At 71.4% G+C, this 308-nt stretch carries 1 protein-coding gene; it reads right to left on the bottom strand.

The window, feature by feature from the left end; genetic code table 11:
* The coding region (locus tag RCF13_RS09630) for a M20/M25/M40 family metallo-hydrolase (RefSeq protein WP_308141098.1) at positions 1-308 on the bottom strand (308 nt) is incomplete at both ends.

Consider the following 308-nt stretch of genomic DNA (forward strand, 5'->3'; position numbering starts at 1 on the left):
CGGCAGGCTGGAAGATCAGTTGCAGGGTGCCGCGCCAGCGCGGCGACTCGACCAGGTGCCTGGCCGCGGCGAGGAGCATCGCGGTGTGGCCGTCGTGGCCGCAGGCGTGCATTTTGCCGGCGTGCTTGCTGGCGTGGGCGAAGGTGTTGGCTTCCTGCATCGGCAGGGCGTCCATGTCGGCGCGCAGGCCGACGGCGCGTTCGCCGGGACGGTCGCCGCGGATGATGCCGACCACGCCGGTGCCGCCCAGGCCGCGATGGATTTCAATGCCCCATTCTTCGAGCTTGGCCGCGACCACGTCGGCGGTG

Origin of the sequence: Stenotrophomonas maltophilia group sp. RNC7 (assembly GCF_030910085.1) — a bacterium.
GTDB lineage: Bacteria > Pseudomonadota > Gammaproteobacteria > Xanthomonadales > Xanthomonadaceae > Stenotrophomonas > Stenotrophomonas sepilia.